The 16,443-nt window shown below is 48.9% G+C and carries 13 protein-coding genes; 8 read left to right on the top strand and 5 right to left on the bottom strand.

Going from position 1 to position 16,443, the window contains the following annotated elements:
• Together GMA8713_RS27765 and GMA8713_RS17520 are read left to right on the top strand one after the other, a co-directional pair.
• The coding region (locus GMA8713_RS27765) for a tail fiber protein (protein WP_198159533.1) at nucleotides 1-458 on the top strand (458 nt) is incomplete at its 5' end.
• Nucleotides 458-1,483 carry a DUF4376 domain-containing protein gene (locus tag GMA8713_RS17520; protein ID WP_062712727.1) on the top strand — a complete coding sequence of 342 codons (1,026 nt, stop codon included), beginning with the start codon at nucleotides 458-460 and terminating at the stop codon, nucleotides 1,481-1,483. The genes GMA8713_RS27765 and GMA8713_RS17520, both read left to right, overlap by 1 nt.
• A gap of 351 nt (nucleotides 1,484-1,834) precedes the next feature.
• On the opposite strand, the gene GMA8713_RS17515 is transcribed toward GMA8713_RS17520, so the two are convergent.
• Nucleotides 1,835-3,349: a fumarate hydratase gene (locus tag GMA8713_RS17515; protein ID WP_062712726.1), complete on the bottom strand. Its 1,515-nt coding sequence runs from the start codon at nucleotides 3,347-3,349 to the stop codon at nucleotides 1,835-1,837.
• Nucleotides 3,350-3,666: 317 nt separating this feature from the next.
• Between GMA8713_RS17515 and pabB the strand changes: the two genes are divergently transcribed.
• The 4 genes from pabB (at nucleotide 3,667) to GMA8713_RS17495 (ending at nucleotide 8,799) form a co-directional block, all read left to right on the top strand.
• Nucleotides 3,667-5,019, top strand: coding sequence for an aminodeoxychorismate synthase component I (pabB, locus tag GMA8713_RS17510; RefSeq protein WP_062712723.1), 1,353 nt, complete (start codon nucleotides 3,667-3,669; stop codon nucleotides 5,017-5,019).
• 36 nt (nucleotides 5,020-5,055) lie between these two features.
• A complete protein-coding gene (locus tag GMA8713_RS17505; protein WP_062712722.1) occupies nucleotides 5,056-5,748 on the top strand; it encodes a CoA pyrophosphatase in 693 nt (230 codons plus the stop codon).
• 199 nt (nucleotides 5,749-5,947) lie between these two features.
• The gene (locus GMA8713_RS17500; RefSeq protein ID WP_062712720.1) at nucleotides 5,948-7,213 is read left to right on the top strand and encodes a serine/threonine transporter; all 1,266 of its coding nucleotides are present in this window, start codon (nucleotides 5,948-5,950) and stop codon (nucleotides 7,211-7,213) included.
• A gap of 224 nt (nucleotides 7,214-7,437) precedes the next feature.
• Complete coding sequence (locus GMA8713_RS17495) at nucleotides 7,438-8,799, top strand: L-serine ammonia-lyase (protein ID WP_002541359.1); 1,362 nt, start codon at nucleotides 7,438-7,440, stop codon at nucleotides 8,797-8,799.
• 97 nt (nucleotides 8,800-8,896) lie between these two features.
• On the opposite strand, the gene GMA8713_RS17490 is transcribed toward GMA8713_RS17495, so the two are convergent.
• The 4 genes from GMA8713_RS17490 to GMA8713_RS17475 form a co-directional block, all read right to left on the bottom strand.
• Nucleotides 8,897-9,481, bottom strand: a complete 585-nt coding sequence (locus GMA8713_RS17490; protein ID WP_062712717.1) for an RNA polymerase sigma factor — start codon at nucleotides 9,479-9,481, stop codon at nucleotides 8,897-8,899.
• Between the two features lie 411 nt (nucleotides 9,482-9,892).
• The gene (locus GMA8713_RS17485; protein ID WP_062712716.1) at nucleotides 9,893-11,116 is read right to left on the bottom strand and encodes an L-lactate MFS transporter; all 1,224 of its coding nucleotides are present in this window, start codon (nucleotides 11,114-11,116) and stop codon (nucleotides 9,893-9,895) included.
• 419 nt (nucleotides 11,117-11,535) lie between these two features.
• The gene (nfsA, locus tag GMA8713_RS17480) at nucleotides 11,536-12,258 is read right to left on the bottom strand and encodes an oxygen-insensitive NADPH nitroreductase (RefSeq protein ID WP_062712714.1); all 723 of its coding nucleotides are present in this window, start codon (nucleotides 12,256-12,258) and stop codon (nucleotides 11,536-11,538) included.
• Between the two features lie 370 nt (nucleotides 12,259-12,628).
• Entirely contained in the window at nucleotides 12,629-13,810 is a 1,182-nt protein-coding gene (locus tag GMA8713_RS17475; protein ID WP_062712712.1) for an iron-containing alcohol dehydrogenase, read from the bottom strand.
• 347 nt (nucleotides 13,811-14,157) lie between these two features.
• Here GMA8713_RS17475 and GMA8713_RS17470 point away from each other — a divergent pair, with 347 nt between their 5' ends.
• Nucleotides 14,158-14,421, top strand: coding sequence for a GrxA family glutaredoxin (locus tag GMA8713_RS17470; RefSeq protein WP_062712710.1), 264 nt, complete (start codon nucleotides 14,158-14,160; stop codon nucleotides 14,419-14,421).
• Between the two features lie 217 nt (nucleotides 14,422-14,638).
• On the top strand, nucleotides 14,639-16,321 hold the full coding sequence (locus GMA8713_RS17465) for an aspartate:alanine antiporter (RefSeq protein WP_062712708.1): 1,683 nt from the start codon (nucleotides 14,639-14,641) through the stop codon (nucleotides 16,319-16,321).
• Nucleotides 16,322-16,443: the final 122 nt, after the last annotated feature.

The following is a 16,443-nucleotide window of genomic DNA, read 5'->3' as shown; positions in this document are numbered from 1 at the left end:
GGGCCATCATGAAAGGCCAGGCATTTGATACTGACCTATACCCACAGACAGCCGCTATTTACCCAGATGGGACGCTTCCCGACATGAGGGGCCGTGGCTTAATAGGGAAAGAAGACGGTGAGATTGTAGCCTCATTTGCTGAAGGGCAAGTGAAATCCCATGGCCATGCTGGCTCAACCGTCAGCAGCACCAATTTGGGCACAAAATACACCTCAACCAACGGTAATCACAGGCACTACACACGAGGGGGCTATCAAGGCGGCTACACAAGTAGCTATCACAACGCTGATGCCGCTGGCGGTAGCCATGGCAACGTCCTCTATGGCAATACAACAGGCAATCACAATCACTCTGTCGCTATAGGAACGCATGGTCACAGTGTCACTATTGCCACCTTTGGTGCATCAAAAAACACCATCGACCATCTCAAATGTAACTGGATCGTAAGGCTTGCCTAATGAATGAAATCAAACAGACTTCGGTTGTTGTAGACGTTTCCCACTTATCGCCCGACGGATGGTGGTTAGGCAATGAAAAACAACACGTCGCCAAGGGAACAGCTCTCGGCGCTGACTATACTGAAACGCTCTATACACCAACGGCAGAAGGGCTGACTTCGCGCTTTGATCGAGAAACTCAAACCTGGTCGGAAGAAATAATAAATAGAACCGCCACCCCTTACTATTCCATTGAAGGACGGGAGTATCGTCTAGCCTCCCCTGATAGCGCGGTGCCAGAAGCTATGCTGGTTACCCCGCCACCAGACCATGATCCGAATACCCAGGCAGTCCTTCATGATGGTGAGAAATGGCAGGTTTTTGACATCAAAGTTGGCCAGTCTTACTGGGATAAATCAGGCCGTGAGTATGTCGTTTCTGATGACTACTTTGCACTTCCTAATGAATGCACCTGGGAGCGTCCACCAGCAGCCAGAGAGAACTATGCCGTCAGATTGGTTCAGGGAAAATGGGAGGAAGTCGAAGACCATAGGGGTAAGGAGATCTTCAACAAAGCAGAATGTTTACAGGTCGAATTAGTTGAAGAGCTGGGCCCAATCAAAGACGGATGGACATTGACTGCCCCACCAACGCCTTTTCATGAGTACAAAAACGGTACCTGGCAACCAAGCACTGACAGAGCAAAAAAAGCAAAACGAAAAGAGATAAATGCCTGGAGGGTTGAAACTGAGAACGACGTCAGAGCAACCGTCGTCGCCAATGATACCGTCTGGGATGCTGGGCCCGAAGCCCGCATGAGAATAGACTCCACTATTCTTGCAGGAGTGATGCCGCCTTATTGGACTGACGCCAATAACCAAGACCACCATGGGATGAGCATAGAAGAACTAAAGCAGGTGAAAGCAGCAATAAACCTGCAAGGGTTCACTCTCCATGACAAACAACGAAAGATGAAGCAGGAAGTGGATAAACTGGAAAGCTTTGAAGCGGTGTTAGCGTTTAAAGTCGGGCAACAGACCGTTTAAGCAGTGTCCACAGAACCTCTCACACTGCACAAAGAAACCGCTTAAAATGGGATACCAGACACTTTCCAAAATAAGCGGTTTCATTTTTCAGTTTTCGCGGCGGGCTACAATTTATACACATATTCTTCAGAATGGAGCCAACGGAGTGAAGAGTCCCCTCTCTTCCATTTAGCCACGCTACCGCCCCTGAGCGTGCAGCCCAGCAATCGTATTGATTGAAATACTAATAAACTGGGCACGCCAATAGAAATTGTGGCAATACTTCTACGATCAACCTCAAGCAATCGGCAAACAAAAACCGCGGTCTAGGCCGCGGTTTTGTTGGTTTTCAAGCTGATGCCGTTTGTGGGCTTAGCCTTCCATTTCGGCGATTTTAACCTTCCAGGTGTCTGGGCCGATTTGGTGGGCGTTGTCACCGCGCGAATCGACGGCAACAGTCACAGGCATATCAACGACGTCAAATTCGTAAATCGCTTCCATACCCAAATCTTCAAACGCTACAACGCGCGCTTTCTTGATGGCTTTTGCAACAAGGTAAGCTGCACCGCCAACGGCCATCAGGTATACCGCTTTATGTTCTTTGATGGATTCAACCGTCGCAGGGCCACGCTCTGCTTTACCAATCATGCCGATAAGACCGGTTTCGCTGAGCATCATGTCAGTGAACTTATCCATACGGGTTGAAGTGGTTGGGCCTGCAGGGCCAACAGCTTCGTCACCCACTGCATCAACAGGGCCTACGTAGTAGATAAAGCGTCCGTTGAAGTCCACGCCGTCTGGCAGACCTTGACCGCTGTTCAGCATTTCCTGAATACGTTTGTGTGCGGCATCGCGACCGGTCAGGATTTTGCCTGAAAGCAGAACCGTTTCACCTGTCTTCCACTCTTGGATGTCTTCTTTAGTCACTTCATCCAGGTTTGCACGGCGAACGTTTTCGCCCACTTCCCAGGTGACTTCTGGCCACTCTTCGAGTTTTGGCGGCTGAAGATCAGCTGGGCCTGAACCATCAAGGGTGAAATGAACGTGGCGAGTCGCGGCACAGTTAGGGATCAAACAAACAGGCTTAGACGCTGCATGCGTTGGCGCGGTTTTGATTTTCACATCAACAACCGTGGTTAAGCCGCCAAGGCCTTGAGCACCGATACCCAGTTTGTTCACGCGGTTGAAGATATCAAGGCGAAGTTCTTCTTCTGCGTTTTCTGGGCCACGGTCAATCAGCTCTTGAATGTCGATGTGTTCCATCAGGGATTCTTTTGCCAGCACGGCCGCTTTTTCTGCCGTACCGCCGATACCAATGCCCAGCATACCCGGTGGACACCAGCCTGCGCCCATGGTTGGCAGGGTTTTCTCAACCCACGCTGCCACATCGTCAGATGGGTTGAGCATTACCATCTTGGTTTTGTTTTCAGAACCGCCGCCTTTCGCCGCGATTTGAATTTCCACTTTGTCGCCCGGCACCATGTTGATGTGAACTACCGCTGGGGTGTTGTCTTTGGTGTTCTTACGGGCACCCGCTGGGTCTGCAACCACTGAGGCGCGTAGTGGGTTGTCTGGGTTGTTGTATGCGCGGCGTACGCCTTCATCGACCATTTGTTGTACGGTGAGGTCGCTTTCCCACTGAACATCCATGCCGATATTCACGAAGCAGGTGACAATGCCAGTATCCTGACAGATTGGGCGTTTGCCTTCTGCCGACATGCGGGAGTTGATCAGAATTTGGGCGATGGCGTCTTTAGCCGCTTGGCTTTGCTCTTTTTCGTACGCCTTTTCGAGGGCTTGAACAAAATCGATAGGGTGATAATAGGAGATGTACTGTAGGGCGTCAGCGACACTGTCGATGACATCTTCCTTACGAATGACAGTCATAGTTGCCTCTTTAATTTTTATGATTCCTTGGCGCTGTTCGCTCACTTATCAATGCGGGCTAAACAGTGCTTCCAGTCGAGCTTTGTATTACGAATAGGTATTACAAAATAGTAGGCCGCTTTCTCTTATTCGGCAGCTTTGCCAGAGAAGCGACCCTCTCGCGTCCTTGATTGGGCGAATGACTTTTCGCCGCTTGATTTTTCACTTTCCAAACTTAGCTTTAAAAGCCACGATTATGATACTCTTACGGCCGATTTAGCGCCAACCGACGCTTCAATGCCGATCACAAAAACACGAAAATGACCGAATCGAGACGAATGCCTATCACTCTGCAGTTTCTTGAGTACTCGCCATCAGCACTCACGTCGCTTTTTTCCCGTATTGAATCCCAACCTTGGGCAATGCTGCTGCAGTCTGCAGCGGAAAAACATCCGGATAACCGCTTTGATATTCTTGTGGCCGACCCCATCGCGACGCTTTGCAGTGAAAACGGCATCAACCGCATTTGGTATCGTGACGGTCGCACTGCATCCAGCGAGACGGATCCGTTCGAGGAGTTGCACGCACTTCAGCTTTCCCTTTTACCTCGCACTGAGCCTATCGCACCTTGGCCATTCCTTGGCGGAGCTTTGGGTTATTTCGCTTATGACCTTGGCCGTCAGGTAGAAACTTTGCCTGAGCTGGCGACCCGTGATATCGACATTCCAGATATGGCTGTGGGTATTTATGACTGGGCAGTGATTGCAGACCATAAAGAGAAAAAGCTGGTGCTGATCCAACCTGAAGGTGAAAACAGACTGGCATGGCTGGAAGGTCATCAGACAGCTGAAGCGTCAGCATTCTCATTGAAGGGTGAATGGCAGGCGAACATGACGCCGGAAACCTATGAAGAGAAGTTCGACCGAGTGCAGGCGTATCTCAAGTCGGGTGATTGTTACCAAATCAATCTTGCCCAACGCTTTGAAGCGCCTTATCAGGGTAGCGAGTGGGAAGCTTACCAAAAGCTGGCGAAAACCAATGGCGCACCCTTCTCCGGCTTCATTCGTTTGGAAGATTCTGCCATTCTTTCCGTCTCTCCAGAGCGCTTCTTGCAACTGCACGGCAGAGAGATTGAAACCAAGCCGATTAAAGGCACCCGCCCTCGTCACCACGACGCGGCAGTGGATGCGGCAAACATCCATTGCCTGAAGAACGCACAGAAAGATCGCGCCGAAAACCTGATGATTGTTGACCTTCTTCGCAATGATATTGGCCGAGTCGCCTCGCCAGGTTCGGTAAATGTACCTAAACTTTTTGATATTGAGACATTTCCAGCCGTCCATCACATGGTCAGTACCGTAACGGGAACGCTTTCTGATGATAAGCACGGTGAAGATTTGCTCCGGGCCTGTTTCCCCGGTGGTTCCATAACCGGCGCGCCTAAAGTACGCGCGATGGAAATCATCGAGGAACTGGAGCCTCATCGACGCAGCATTTACTGTGGCAGCATTGGCTACTTGAGTCGTTGTGGCACCATGGACACCAGCATTACGATTCGTACGCTGGTCTGTCATCAGCAGCACATTTATGCCTGGGCTGGCGGCGGCGTGGTCGCAGACAGTGAGGCGGCATCGGAGTATCAGGAAACACTCGACAAGCTCAGTCGGATTCTTCCTGTGCTGTCTTCATAACAGGCGGTACCGCGCATTCAGAAGTAGGTAGGACGCATGTTAAAAACACCATGGATGGATAACACCTCGCTACAGCAACCGGCAATTCTGGCGCATCAGACTCGCCAAAGCCCGATGCGTCCCCTCTCCCGCCATTGGTTAGTACAACGTTTTAGCCTAAGCCCCAGTTACCATTACGACAAGCGCGTGATTCAACGTGCGACCGATGCCATGCGTCGGGAAGGATCAACAGATCTTCGTCCCGCTGCTGTGATGATTGCCCTTGCAGAACGTGATGGCGAACTGCATGTCTTGTTGACCAAACGCGCAACGCATTTGAAACATCATCCAGGCCAAATTAGCTTCCCCGGCGGTAAAGCGGAAGAGTCAGATACTGATATCGTCGAAACGGCAATCCGTGAGATGGAAGAAGAAATTGGTGTCACCACTGACAGAGCGCATCTTCTTGGCTGTTTAGCGCCTCTTCCGACCGTCAGCGGCTATCTTGTTACGCCTGTTATCGCTTTTGTGGATGCCGACTACACACCCGTACTGGATGCCAATGAGGTTCACAGCCTTTTTGAAGTGCCACTCGCTCAATTTTTGAGACGCGACGCCATCACCAAACAACCTTTCCATGTTCGTGGTAACACTTATCACATCTACGCCATGAGCTATGAAAACCGCCTTATCTGGGGTGTTACGGCTCAGATACTTCATGCCCTCAGCCAGCAACTTTCCCTCAACTAATTTTTAATACATCAACTATTTTAAGGTCTTTAAACAACGTTTTTAAACCATAAAAAATGTGAATGTAGTGAGATCAAATAAATTCGTCGCACGAAATATTGTTGCCACAAAAATGATCTTCATCACGGTTTGCAGTGAAAAAATGTAAACAATACGCATCAGTTCCCGACCTGTTCCGTATATTTTTGGTGATTAAACAATGCAAACTCAGTCAAACACGACTTCGAGCGCAGACAAAATGAAGTGGTCTGCTCAAGATACCACCTGGATGCTATCTCTGTTTGGTACAGCAGTAGGTGCAGGTATTTTGTTCCTTCCGATTAACGCTGGCCTAAACGGTTTTTGGCCTCTGGTTGCCTTGGCGATCTTGGTTGGTCCTATGACTTATCTGGCTCACCGCGGCCTTGCACGTTTCGTTCTGTCTTCTAAGAAGCCAGGTAGCGATATCACCGAAGTCGTTGAGGAGCACTTCGGCGCGACTGCGGGTAAACTCATTACGCTGCTCTACTTTTTCGCGATTTACCCAATCGTTTTGATTTACGGCGTTGGTATCACCAACACTGTTGACTCTTTCATGGTTAACCAACTTGGCATGGAATCTCTGCCACGCGCTGTTCTGTCTATCATCCTTATCATGGGTATGATGTCAGTCATGCTGGCGGGTGAGAAACTGATGCTGAAAGTGACTCAGTTCCTGGTTTACCCTCTGGTAGCGATCCTGCTGTTCATGTCTATCTACCTGATCCCTGATTGGAACATGTCTGCACTGCAGCAAATTCCTACAGCGGGTGATTTCATGACAACCCTGTGGATCTCTATCCCAGTTCTGGTTTTCGCGTTCAACCACAGCCCTGCGATCTCTGCGTTCTCTATGGCACAGACCCGCGACTACGGTGACAACGCTGAGCGTAAATCAAACCAAATCCTGTTCCGCACCTCGGGCATGCTGCTTGGTTTCGTTATGCTGTTCGTGTTCTCTTGCGTTCTGAGCCTGACGCCTGCTGATCTGGCAGAAGCAAAAGCGCAAAACCTGGCGGTTCTGTCTTACCTGGCGAACAAACACGAAAGCCCATTCATCTCTTACCTGGGTCCAGTTGTTGCCTTCGTTGCTATCGTGTCTTCTTTCTTCGGTCACTACATGGGTGCACGTGAAGGTCTGAACGGTATCATCATCAAGCAACTGCGCTCTCGCGGTAAGCAAGTGAACATGAAGAAAATCGATATGTTCACCGTGGCATTCGTTATCATCACCAGCTGGATTGTTGCAACCATCAACCCAAGCATTCTGGGTATGATTGAATCACTGGGTGGCCCTATCATCGCGACCATTCTGTTCATCATGCCGATGTACGCCATCAAGAAAGTACCGTCTATGCAGAAGTACGGCGGTAAGGCGAGCAACATCTTCGTCACTTTCATGGGTATGGTAGCGATTTCAGCGATTATGTACGGTTTCATCGCCTAATAAATCGTGTAGAATGCACAGCCCCAAAAGAGCAAGGATGCTTCAATTCCTTGCTCTTTTTTGCTTTTTTCACTGAGCCATGGAAAGGTAAATACCTAACATTTAAGGTCAACAAAACCTAGGGTATATCGGCTCAGCAATATGTCACCTCCACGGATGGATATAAACGAATTAATCCAAATGCCCGTCCACGTAAACCACGGGCATTGACTGAGGTATGACACATGATCAGCGTTTTTGATATCTACAAAATCGGCGTAGGTCCTTCCAGCTCCCACACTGTTGGCCCTATGAAAGCCGGTAAATCATTCATCGACGATCTGACCCGCATGGAGAAACTGCAGGACATCACCAAGATCACCGTGGATGTCTATGGTTCTCTGTCTCTGACCGGTAAAGGTCACCACACTGATGTGGCTATCATCATGGGTCTGGCGGGTAACTCTCCAGAGAATGTTGATATCGACAGCATTCCTGGCTTCATCGCGCGTGTTGAAGAAACTGAACGTCTACCAGTAGGTATCCAGCTTCACACTGTCGACTTCCCGCGTGAAGGTGGTATGAACTTCCACACCACTAACCTGCCTCTGCACGAGAACGGCATGACCATTACTGCTTGGTCTGGTGAAGAGAAAGCCTACGCCAAGACTTACTATTCTATCGGCGGTGGTTTCATTGTTGATGAAGAGAACTTCGGCAAAGAAGACGAAAATAAAGTCGCTGTTCCTTATGAATTCAACAGCGCGGAAGAACTGCTGAACCATTGTAAAGAGACTGGCCTGTCAATCAGTGCGGTTGTGATGGCAAACATGCGTGCGATGCACACGGAAGATGAAATCGAAACCTACTTCGGTAACGTCTGGCGCACCATGCGTGAGTGTCTGGATCGCGGCATGAACAACGAAGGTGTACTGCCTGGTCCACTGCGTGTTCCACGTCGTGCGGCAGCGCTCCGCCAACAGCTTCTGTCCACTGAGAAGTTCTCAAACGACCCAATGGCAGTGGTTGACTGGGTAAACATGTTCGCGTTTGCCGTTAACGAAGAAAACGCAGCTGGCGGACGTGTTGTAACCGCACCGACTAATGGCGCGTGTGGCATCATCCCAGCGGTTCTGGCCTACTATGACAAGTTCATCCAAACCGTGAGCCCACGTGAATACACCCGCTACTTTGCGGTTTCTGGCGCGATTGGCGGTCTATACAAACAAAATGCATCCATCTCTGGCGCGGAAGTAGGTTGTCAGGGTGAAGTCGGTGTTGCCTGTTCAATGGCTGCAGCAGGTCTGGCTGAGCTGATGGGCGGTAGTCCACAGCAGGTATGTATCGCTGCGGAAATCGGCATGGAGCACAACCTGGGTCTGACGTGTGACCCTGTTGCGGGGCAAGTACAGGTTCCATGTATCGAGCGTAACGGTATTGCTGCTATGAAAGCCATAAACTCTACCCGTATGGCGCTGCGCCGCTCTTCTGAGCCACGTGTTTCTCTGGACAAGGTTATCGAAACCATGCTGGAAACCGGTAAAGACATGAATGCCAAGTACCGTGAAACCTCTCAAGGTGGTCTGGCAATCAAAGTGATTTGCTAATCGCGTATGGTGCCTCGGGTCTGCTGACCTTAAGACATAAAAAAGAAAACCGCCCAAGTTGGCGGTTTTCTTTTATTCACGATTTGTTATTTGAACTTCAAGCTGTTGCAAGCATGGCCTCCTCGTTCTTCAGTACATGCTTCTCTGCCGCATCGATTGCACGGTAAAGACGCATTTTCGTCGCACTCAGGCCAAGGCCAAGCACGTTACTGATTTCGTCGAGCGAGAGGTCATGTTCGAAACGCAGCACCAGAATTTCCTGTGCTGTTTTCGCCAATGATTGCACTGAGTCTGAAATACCCTGATCAGATGTCACTGGGCACTTCTCTTCAACACCAACTTCCTCTTGCAACTCGTCAGAGACAAAACGTTGCGAGTGTGTCGCACGCTTCTTCAAATAGCTTCTGCACTGATTGTCTGCGATCGCATATAACCAGCTTCTGAATGCAGCTTCGCCGCGATAGGCGTGGATGTAGCGGAAACTCCGCACTAAGGTTTCTTGCAACACGTCATCCGCGTCATAAGGACAACCTAACCATGCCATGCATCGACGATGTAATGGTGACAGGTAGCTCGCGACCAGTTGGTCGAAGTAGTTGCGGGCTAACGGGTGCCCCGCCTGAATCCTAGCTATCTGTTCACGCTCACTGTTTTTAATACAGGTTGAATCCACTGAATGCATGTTAATACCCTCCTGGTATTCGAGTGGTGAACACAACCTAGCCAATGAAAACCGAACAATCAAACAGTGTTTTCTATTCAAAGGTACCTAAATATACCAATAAATCTGACCAGTTATTCATCAACGTTATTGAACAGCGTTTTATTATCAATCACTTATTGATACAGATTTAGAACAGCGTTCAATTAACCTTAAAAAGTTGCGACTTTAGAATGTCTCAGAAAATCTCACCTATGGAACAGATTATCAACTCTGCTCAAAGGTCAGACCTCTGATTTTCATATCAAACACTGAGATGACCAACGCGAAAAAGAGGGAAAAAAGAAGAGATTTAAAAGTTCTGGATATGAAAAAGCCCGCATGAAGCGGGCTTTGAAATATTTTGTCGTTAGGGGCTGCTGACCCTAGCAATTACGCTGCAACTTTCTGAGCGTTTGCTGCTTCTGCTTTCACTGGTTTCGTAATGAAAGATAGAACAACTGCTACAGCCAGCATTGCTGCACAGATGGTGTATGCCATCACGTAGTTGCCGGTCATGTCTACTGCGGTTGCAGCAACAACAGGACCAATGAAACCACTCACACCCCATGCGGTGTAAAGCACGCCGTAGTTACCCCCGTAGTTTTTCAGGCCGTAGTAGTCAGCAGTGATAGATGGGAATACTGCCAACAGTGTACCGTAACCTACGCCTGCAACAGCCGCACCAACCATCAGGGTGAACTCAGTGTTGTAGGTAGCGAACATCATCATATTGATGCCTTGCATGATAAACGCCAGCATCAGAGTTTTCAGGCCGCCAATCTTGTCAGACAGGATACCTGCAGCAACACGACCGCCTGAGTTGAAGATAGACAGAACAACAACCAGGAACGCAACTTGAGTCAGGTCAGACTGGTTGATCGCGATAGAAGTGATGTTACCGATCACCATCAGACCTGCTGAAGACGCCAGCGCGTACATCAACCACAGTGAATAGAACTGTGGAGTCTTAACCATTTCACGCCAACCCATGTTGCTGTCGCCAGCGCCTGCTTTCGCTACGTAGCCAGCAGGTGCTTCTGGCGTGTAGTCCGCAGGTGGGTTGTTAATGGTGCACGCCAGTGGTACAGCGATGGCCAGAATACCGACACCGAGGATCATAAAACTTTGCTGAACGCCGTAACCTTCAATCAGCATAGAAGTCAGTGGTGCCAGGTATACCGCCGCCAGGCCGAAGCCTGCTGCGATCAGACCGTTAACCATGCCCTTCTTAGATGGGTGGAACCACTTCATTGCTGCTGGAGACAGACACGCGTAGCCGAAACCGATACCACAGCCAGTGATCACGCCGAAGCTCAGCAGCAGAGTCATAGGAGATGAAGCAAAACTAGATACGATCATGCCAATACCCACCATGATGGTACCCAGGATCAAAACTTTACGTGGACCCATACGGTCTTGCAGGTTACCCGCCACCAGCAGAGAAAGTGCAAAACAGATGGTTGCAACGGTGTAAGGCATAGATGCATCTGCGTTCGACCAACCCTGCTCTACCAGTGACTGCTTGAATACAGACCACGCGTACAGGATGCCGATACACATATTGATAAAGAAACCGGCTGCTAGTACGCCCGTAGCTTTGTTCAGTTTGTTCATGTTACGACTCAATAAATTCACTAATAAAAGGTGTCGCCGGCATTAGCCCCCTACTGCGCCACCCAACCCAATATCCCCGCGTAACTCATTAACTAAATTAATGAATTAATAGTCAAAACTGCGAAGATATAAATTATTTTTGGCATTCTTCAAATTTGATGAGAATGACAGAAGCGCGCGGAGTCTATCAGGGAATGAGAGCGTGATCACCATCTACTTTTATTTATCGCGAAAAAAGTTTTTTCTGCGGTGATTTATTAGTCAATGGGTGTAACAAAACGTGTAGAAGTATAGAAAGGCAATTGCCCCGAATCCCTTTGCAATCAAGGATTGGGGCGATAGATAGGTTTATCATGAGACTTCGATAGGCTGATGCCTTGCTGACCAAATCAAGGTCACTGACACCTTCTTAGAAAAGACTACTTGGTGCTGAACCCTTTACTCTCGAGGAAATCTTTCAAAAACGGACGCGCTTCTTTGCTGAGAGTCCCGGAAATTTGCTCACTCCAGCTCATCTCTTTGTTGCCGCCAGTGCGGGTTCGGTAATACTCGCGCACCTCACTGTCATAGTTTTCCAAAACAGCTTTATCCATTGCTGAATACTCATCAGTGTGAACGATCAACTCTGATGGCAAGCGTGGTTTCACTTCCGGATCTTGGGCTGGATAGCCAAGACAAAGCCCGAACAATGGAATCACCTGCTCAGGCAATTTTAGGAGGTTGGCAACTTTGTCAGGGTTGTTTCTAAGTCCACCGATATACACGCCACCCAAGCCTAAAGATTCTGCCGCTATCAGGGCATTTTGTGCCATCAATGCGCCGTCTACCGCACCAATCAAAGTTTGTTCGGCAAAGCCTACTTGCGCATCCGGCTTGATTTGTAAATGGCGGTTGAAATCAGCACAGAACACAAAGAACTCTGCAGCATCGGCAACATAAGCCTGATTGCCAGCGTATTCAGCCAGAAGTTGCCTTTTCTCTTTGTCGATAACCCGAACAATGCTGGTGCATTGAATAAAGCTAGAAGTAGACGCAGCACGTGCACTATCAATGATGGCATTGCGCTGCTCATCCGTAATGGGCTGGTCGGTGAACTTTCTTATCGAACGGTGAGAGAGAATGGTTTCAATAGCTGGCGTCATTGTCGCTTCCTGTTTTGTGCCTTCCTGAATATACCCAAACGACCTGAAGATGCTCGCATTCAGAGGTCATCAATGCTTCCAATTTGAGGCAAATTCCACGAAGAATAGTGGTTCTATTTCCGTGGAATTTAACGAAGAAGTGGGTGAATTGAGGGCCTCCCTTCGGGCGAGATTGACTGACGCCGTGCTCTTTGTTGTTCCTTTTTGATGGAGGTGACTACACCGGCAAAGGAACGCCGCGATCACAACGTCAGTCAATCTCGCTGAATCCTGCATCTTCAGGTTGTTTGGGTATAACACCATTATCAAACTGCCAAGAACCAATTGCAAAGCGGACACCCTAAAGTGTCCGCTGCGTTATGTCTTTGGGTTAAGCCGGATCTGAGCTTTCCTTAAGATTCGAAGATTGGCAAACCTGTTGAAGAATATGAATGAGCCGACTTTCACTCAATGGCAACGGGTTACCTTTAATCGAACTTGATCGCAGTGCAGACACGGCGACCTCTTCAAACATGGTGTCGCAAAGACCGAGCTGGGGAAGCGTTTCAAGATCTAACCTTCGCAGAATCCGCTGCACCCACACAATGCCATCACTTGGCTCGGCATTCATTCGCCCGGTCAGAATGCAGGCCAACTGGCGGTAGCGGTTTAGCAGGCTGATGCGCCCTGCTTCGCGTGCTGCAAGAATATTTTCGGCCATGACATATGGGGCAAGTTGCGCCGTGATTGCTCCATGTGGCGCATCCAATACTGCGCCCAGTGCTGCTGCCAAGCCATGCGCTGCGCCCAATTTGGTGTTTGATTGCGCCATACCACCCAGCATGGAAGAGAATGCCATATCAGCGCGGGCTTTCGGGTCGTCATCTTCGCAGGCATGAATTATCGCTGGTGCCAGACGGCGTAAACCTTCCTCGCATATCATATCGGTCAGCGGGTTCGGCTCACCGCACACGTAGGCTTCCATTAGGTGTGTAAATGCATCCATACCGCATCTTGCCGAAAGCGATTTTTCAGTGCCGTAGGTTAACGTGGGGTCAATGATCGCGACGTCAGGAATAAGGTCCGGACTTCGAATTGCTGCTTTGACATTCTCTTGGGCAGAAATCATCACTGCATTGCGGGTCACTTCCGAACCCGTCCCGGCTGTGGTAGGTATTGCAATACAAGGTAGTGGCTTGGCAGTGAGTGGTAATGCACGCCCAACGACTTCCACGTAGTCGTAGACACTGCCCTGGTTAGGGATAAGAGCTGACAACGCCTTGCCGACATCCATCACGCTGCCACCGCCTATCGCTATCACCATATCAGGTTTGAACAAACGCCCGGCAGCGGCCATTTCTTCCACCATGGCAATAAGGGGTTCGTCGTGCACAGCGAGGCGTTGATAACGAATATTTTGCTGGGAAAGATAAGCGAGTAATGAATCGGCACGTTGGTCATTACGCCCTGTCACAACAAGCGCGCTGTATCCGTAGTTATTGAAGATAGAGAAGGAGTTGTTGAGCGCGCCTTCACCAAAAATAATCCGCGTTGCGGTCATAAACTGAAACATGGCACCTCCCTGGATCTGGTCAGAAACGAAAAGCAGATCCTCAAACCGAAAAAACTCAACACTCAATTTACGCACTTAAGTGAATATAAAATTGATACAAAGCAGAGACTCTGTGGTTAAAACTGCTTCGTTTTAAACATGTGCAGCCGTTATCACACCCTTTCAAAAATGCGCGCTCTGTTCATTTTCCGATTGATAGATAATTTCGATTGAATTAAGAGACAAAACCTTCTTTTAACTGCCAAGAGCTTAAGGCATAGTTATCGCCAGTCAGATGATGAAGCCGCGGGACAGCCCCTCTTGCACAAGGCACCATCCAATCAAAATTAATAAGAAAGGAAATGATTATGTTCGTGGTTATTTTTGGACGACCTGGTTGTCCATTTTGTGTTCGTGCAAAGGATCTTGCTGACAGACTTAAAGAAGAACGTGACGATTTCAACTACCGTTATGTAGATATTCACGCCGAAGGTATCAGCAAAGCGGATCTTGAGAAAACCGTAGGTAAGCCAGTTGAAACCGTGCCACAAATCTTTGCCAACCAAATGCACGTTGGTGGTTTCACAGACTTCGAAGCTTACGCAAAAGAAAATCTGGGTCTGTACCAGTAATTTCTTTTAGATTTCCTTGAAAGAGCCGGCAAACTTTCTGGCTCTTTTATCGTTAAAAAACAGATAGCTGACAACAATGTAGGCTTTAATATTTTCCATTAGGAAAGCAGGCAAAATTTAATACTATTTTTCATGCGAGTTTCCATTACATTTCATTGCAAATGCGTATAATGGCGCCCCAGAATTTCCCTTTGACCCATGCGCGGATTACTGTTCAGTGAACATAGACGTTTACAACCTGCTTGTTAATAACGACATACTCCTCCTTTTCGTTGTCTTGGCTATCGGCCTTACCATTGGCAAAATCAGAATCGGCAGCTTCCAGTTTGGTAATTCTATTGGTGTTCTTGTGACGGCGCTGTCTTTCGGACATGCTGGCTTTTCATTCAGCCCAGAAGCCTTGAACATTGGCTTTATGCTGTTCATTTTCTGTGTAGGTATCGAAGCTGGCCCAAATTTCTTTGGTATCTTCTTCCGCGACGGTAAATCTTATCTACTATTGGCACTTATCGTGCTGGCTGCATCCGTTGGCATTACCTTGCTAATGCGTTATCAATTCGGCGTAGATGGCAGTATCGCAACTGGCATGATGGCAGGTGCCATGACGGCAACGCCAGTTCTTGTGGGGGCGAAGGATGCGCTTAATGCAGGACTTGCTGGTAGCTTCACACCAGATCAACTAGCGGGGATGATTGATAACCTGAGCGTGGGCTATGCATTGGCATATCTGGTGGGTTTAGTTAGCCTGATCGTACTTGCGAACTTTATGCCTAAGCTGCAAAAGGAAAACCTTGAACATTCTGCGCAGAAGATTGCAATGGAGCGAGGCTTGGGCAACTCTTCCCAGCGCAAGGTTTATCTACCCATTATCCGCGCTTACCGTGTTGGTCCAGAGCTGATTAACTGGGTGGATGGTCGCAACCTTCGTGAACTGGGTATTTATCGCCAGACGGGTTGCTATATCGAACGTATCCGCCGTAACGGCATTCTTGCAAATCCAGATGGTGACGCCATTTTGCAGGAAGGCGATGAAATCGCACTGGTAGGTTACCCAGACAGCCACGCCCGCCTCGACCCTTCTTTCCGAAACGGGAAAGAGGTATTCGATCGTGACCTGCTGGACCTACGTGTGGTTGAAGAAGAAATCGTGGTAAAGAACGATGCCATCATCGGTAAGCGTTTGTCAGATTTGAATCTGTCTGAGTACGGCTGTTTCTTGAGCCGTGTCGTTCGTGCTCAGATTGAAATGCCAATGGATCACAATATCCTGCTGTCTAAAGGAGATGTACTCCAGGTAAGTGGCGAAAAACGTCGAGTCATGGGGCTGGCAGAGCGAATCGGTTTTATCTCAATTCACAGCCAGGTTTCAGATATGTTGGCATTCTGCTCTTTCTTTATCTTTGGCCTGATCTTCGGCTTGATCACCATGACTTTTGGCCAAATGACACTGGGCTTGGGTAATGCATCGGGGCTCTTGATAGCTGGGATTTTACTGGGCTTCCTGCGTGCGAATCACCCGACCTTCGGTTATGTTCCTCAAGGTGCTATCAACATGTTGAAAGAGCTAGGGCTGATGACCTTTATGGTCGGTGTTGGTCTGAGCGCAGGTGGCAATTTGGTTGAATACCTGCAGCTTATGGGGTTCACCATCATGTTTGGCGCATTGGCGGTAAGCGTGGTGCCAGTGATACTGGCGTATCTGGTTGGTGCGTACATCCTGAACATGAACAGAGCACTACTGTTTGGCGCTATTATTGGTGCGCGAACTTGTGCGCCAGCCATGGACATGATCAACCAACACGCACGCAGTACCATTCCCGCCTTGGGCTATGCAGGTACCTATGCTATCGCCAACGTTTTACTGACGTTTGCTGGCACCCTTCTCGTCATTCTGACATAGGGGCGGATGATCTTAGGGGCTCGTAGCCCCAATCATCCCTGTCTCGTCGCATATCCGGCAAAGCAGTCAGCAATGATTCAGCGAACAGACGTTACACTGTTTGCTGAATCATCTAATACTCA

The organism is Grimontia marina, from assembly GCF_900060185.1.
In the GTDB taxonomy this organism is placed as follows: Bacteria; Pseudomonadota; Gammaproteobacteria; order Enterobacterales; family Vibrionaceae; genus Enterovibrio; species Enterovibrio marinus.
Note: the sequence above shows the minus strand (reverse complement) of the source record. Positions and strands in the feature narration are given on the sequence as shown.

What these genes read in the sequence shown, in the direction of transcription:
- GMA8713_RS17520 (WP_062712727.1), top strand. Translation starts at nt 458, where the DNA reads ATGAATGAAATCAAACAGACTTCGGTTGTTGTAGACGTTTCCCACTTA.
- GMA8713_RS17515 (WP_062712726.1), bottom strand. Translation starts at nt 3,349, where the DNA reads ATGACTGTCATTCGTAAGGAAGATGTCATCGACAGTGTCGCTGACGCC.
- pabB (WP_062712723.1), top strand. Translation starts at nt 3,667, where the DNA reads ATGCCTATCACTCTGCAGTTTCTTGAGTACTCGCCATCAGCACTCACG.
- GMA8713_RS17505 (WP_062712722.1), top strand. Translation starts at nt 5,056, where the DNA reads ATGTTAAAAACACCATGGATGGATAACACCTCGCTACAGCAACCGGCA.
- GMA8713_RS17500 (WP_062712720.1), top strand. Translation starts at nt 5,948, where the DNA reads ATGCAAACTCAGTCAAACACGACTTCGAGCGCAGACAAAATGAAGTGG.
- GMA8713_RS17495 (WP_002541359.1), top strand. Translation starts at nt 7,438, where the DNA reads ATGATCAGCGTTTTTGATATCTACAAAATCGGCGTAGGTCCTTCCAGC.
- GMA8713_RS17490 (WP_062712717.1), bottom strand. Translation starts at nt 9,481, where the DNA reads ATGCATTCAGTGGATTCAACCTGTATTAAAAACAGTGAGCGTGAACAG.
- GMA8713_RS17485 (WP_062712716.1), bottom strand. Translation starts at nt 11,116, where the DNA reads ATGAACAAACTGAACAAAGCTACGGGCGTACTAGCAGCCGGTTTCTTT.
- nfsA (WP_062712714.1), bottom strand. Translation starts at nt 12,258, where the DNA reads ATGACGCCAGCTATTGAAACCATTCTCTCTCACCGTTCGATAAGAAAG.
- GMA8713_RS17475 (WP_062712712.1), bottom strand. Translation starts at nt 13,810, where the DNA reads ATGTTTCAGTTTATGACCGCAACGCGGATTATTTTTGGTGAAGGCGCG.
- GMA8713_RS17470 (WP_062712710.1), top strand. Translation starts at nt 14,158, where the DNA reads ATGTTCGTGGTTATTTTTGGACGACCTGGTTGTCCATTTTGTGTTCGT.